The 3412-nt window shown below is 48.2% G+C and carries 3 protein-coding genes; 2 read left to right on the forward strand and 1 reads right to left on the reverse strand.

Annotated elements, in window-relative coordinates; genetic code table 11:
- Both ETQ85_RS18345 and ETQ85_RS18350 read left to right on the forward strand, forming a co-directional pair.
- The coding region (locus tag ETQ85_RS18345) for a ThiF family adenylyltransferase (RefSeq protein WP_222862205.1) at positions 1–1195 on the forward strand (1195 nt) is incomplete at its 5' end.
- Positions 1192–1659, forward strand: a complete 468-nt coding sequence (locus tag ETQ85_RS18350; RefSeq protein ID WP_222862206.1) for a ubiquitination-like system serine protease family protein — start codon at positions 1192–1194, stop codon at positions 1657–1659. The genes ETQ85_RS18345 and ETQ85_RS18350, both read left to right, overlap by 4 nt.
- A gap of 62 nt (positions 1660–1721) precedes the next feature.
- Here the strand turns inward: ETQ85_RS18350 and ETQ85_RS18355 are convergent, their stop codons facing one another.
- Positions 1722–2681 (reverse strand): hypothetical protein, encoded by a 960-nt coding sequence (locus ETQ85_RS18355; protein ID WP_148580532.1) that lies wholly within the window; start codon positions 2679–2681, stop codon positions 1722–1724.
- Positions 2682–3412: the final 731 nt, after the last annotated feature.

The following is a 3412-nucleotide window of genomic DNA, read 5'->3' on the forward strand; positions in this document are numbered from 1 at the left end:
GGGTTGGGACGACGCTTACTCAATGTCGGCCGCACTATTCAATCTTAACTCTGACCTAAAGCAACTCCGCGAGGACGGCTATGTAGTACGAATCGAAGGCGGAAACCTTGTGATGTATGAAGTGCCATACATCAATGCTCACAGGGAAGTGAAGACGGGCACGATCCGCTCCACGTTATGTTTGTCTGGTGACATAACACTGAAGCCGGAGCCACATACCGTTTATTTTGAAGGCGAATTTCCATGCCACGCTGACGGAACGCCACTCATCAGCATCTCCGCTGGAGGCAACGTTCCAGCGGACTTGCTGGTTTCTGCACAGCACTATCTCTCATGCAAACCAAACGACAACGGTTACACCGACTACTTTGCAAAAATGTCGACGTACGCGACGATTATCTCCGGGCCTGCCGCCGTCCTTAGACCGGGAACCAGTCCCCGTAAAGTTTGGGGCCCAGCGGACGACGGAGATAGTGTTTTCAACTACGTGGAGACGGCCTCGGGTAGGGCAGGCATTGGAGTATTGACGGCACGTCTCGCCGACGAACGCATCGCAATCATCGGCATTGGTGGTACAGGTTCCTACGCATTGGACTTACTAGCTAAAACGCCGGTGAGGGAAATCAGACTTATCGATGGTGATGATTTCCTCCAGCACAATGCTTTCCGAGCCCCAGGCGCCCCAACGATCGAGCAACTTCGTGAGATGCCGAAAAAAGTCAATTATTTCGCCGCCATCTATTCAAGCATGCATCGAGGCATCGTTGCGCACGCAGTGGAACTCACCGAGAGCACAGTGACCCTTCTCGATGGCGTCAGTTTCGCGTTTTTGTGCATGGATGCGGGGGGAGCGAAACGTGTAGCCGTCGAACAACTGGAACGAATGGGAGTGCCTTTTGTCGATGTCGGCATGGGGCTGGAGCTTTCAAATGGATCGCTAGGGGGCATCCTGCGAGTCACACTTAGTACACCTGAGGAGCGGGGTTTCGCACGGGAACGTATCGCCTTTGAAGAGCAAAATGAAGAGAACGTCTACAGTTCAAACATCCAGGTCGCAGACCTGAACGCACTGAACGCTGCTTTGGCGGTCATGAAGTGGAAGAAGTATCGCGGCTTCTATCGTGATCTAGAGAAAGAACACCACTGCTCCTATACAACTGACGGCAACATGCTTTTAAATGGGATTCCCGCATGATTCTCCATACGCAGCTTGAGCCTCGTTTCGTGAAAGGAGTTCCAAGAGAGCTTGAGCAAGGCGTTCTCTACGTGTCGATGGAATATGGCACCGTGGTCCATAGCTGCTGTTGCGGCTGTGGCCACGAAGTTGTTACACCATTAACTCCAACCGATTGGACATTGACGTTTAACGGTGAACAAGTATCGCTTTGGCCATCAATTGGCAACTGGAACTTACCCTGCAAGTCACATTATGTAATCAAAAGCAACCGGGTATTGGAGGCCGGGCCTTGGGGTCACCACCGGATCGAAGCAGAAAAGAAGCGGGATAAGGCTACAAAGGAAACGTTCTATCATAGGGTAGCAGAATCTGACCAAGCGGACGGGAATCGCCCAACACAGCCATCGCTGGCAACTGTACCTCCAAGCACTGAAAAAATTGGTTTATGGTCTAAGTTGTGGAACTGTATCCGGAAAATTTAAATTTCAGATCGTGGCTCGCTTCGCGATAACGATCTAACCTTAATCGTTATGCTTTTCTAAATTTACACACCAACCGCCAACCCATGAATGAACTTTTTTACATCCAATGCGCTTTTGTTTTTGAGAGCGGGATTTAAAAAATACGTCATTCCTCTGGTCGTCAGAGGCAAAACTTTTCCTTTGTACTCAAAGGCAAATGAGTTTATTGATTGAAATATTATTGCCAATGCTTTTTGGCCCAAGTCGTATGAAAAACCTAGTTCGCTGTAAAGCGATGTTTCAATTTCCGCCGAAATGTAGCTGCTAAGTATTTTATAAAAATAATTGTTATTTAGTATCTCTTTGAGTATGTCGTCTTTTATTCGACCTTTTGATTCTAGAGTTTCATAATTGGCAGCGAACTTACCGAAGGTGTAATTTGCAAACTCCTTGATATTTTCCCTTGGGCAGATATGCGACAAGTCCAGCGCAATAAATCCAAATTTAGCTTGACTCTTACTCACTCGCTCTTCAATCTGCTTCTTTGCCTTTCTTACGTTCTTGACAAGGCCAGAAGGGCTGTGGATGTATTTGCATTCAATTGCAATTGTGTCGTTTACGATTACATCGCAAACGCCGTCTAAACTTATTTTGGTGTTTGGGTTTTTTTCTTTTAGTGCGAGCAGAAATCTAACGCCCATTGAGAGTTCAAAAAAATGGTCGTTATAGCTTTCATCGCTATCTTGCGCATAGTTTGATTTTCCTTCGATTATTTTGGCTAAATCGTGTTTGTTGTAATCGACTTTGTGCAGAAAGATATTGTTGATGGCGTTGTATTTAATTGCTATTTCTGTAATTTTTGCCAAAGATTCGCCATCCAAGCCATCAAGATTTGCCAAGTCTTTTTTAATGGCACCTAGCTTTGTATTTAGTATATTAGTTCTTGGCTTTATTTCCTTAAGAACTCTAGACAGATTTTCAATTAAGCAATCAAACTCAAATTGAATGCTCTCAAGAGTATGGCTTGTTTGAACTTCACTCATACAAAGCTTTATTGTTCCGATCTAAACATAACGAATAGCGTTTATCCGCCGACGTGGCAGAGCTTGGAGAAGGCGATGCGGCATGGCTGCGGATAGACCTTGTTGGACTGAACCGCTGTGATGACGGTGACTATCGGGATTGTAAGGTTGCCCCGTCTGAAGTCAATTGTTTGGCATGAGCGTAACGGAAGGGGCGATGCTCTTGAACACTCGGGAGCGTTCATGGAACGCTGATCGGACGTGGCGCGAAGAGTGAATGCTGCGTTGGTGCTGACACGTTTCCCGTGCTCAGAGTCAAAGCGACTGCGAATGCTGTTGCCATCCGATCGCTCCCCAGCATAGGGCACAGGTTCGTCCCTCGTGGCTGCCCTCGCGGATACCCTGGGCGATGTCCCGATTGGATCGTCTTGACGAGACGAAACTGTCCGCTTACAGAATGCGGGCAGCGTTGATGTTCGATGCGGGTGACACGGAGCAGGAAAGCGCAGCTCGACTCGATCATGGTCGGCGAAGTGCGTGTGGCGAATGGAGTATTTTCGCAGGATAAGGGTAAGCGTCCGGCGACCCCATCTCCTCGTGGCAGCCCAAATAGCGTATTCATGTCCACGCCGAACGGCGTGGACACCTATCCACTTCAATTTCTTTTGAATTCAGCCCGCGTGTACGCTTGCCCAGCGGTGGGGCAGTAATTCCGAGATCCGACTGGCCTTTTGTGTGGGCAGCCGCGTGAG

The sequence above is a fragment of the Zoogloea oleivorans genome (genome assembly GCF_008107625.1).
GTDB classification, from domain to species: domain Bacteria; phylum Pseudomonadota; class Gammaproteobacteria; order Burkholderiales; family Rhodocyclaceae; genus Zoogloea; species Zoogloea oleivorans.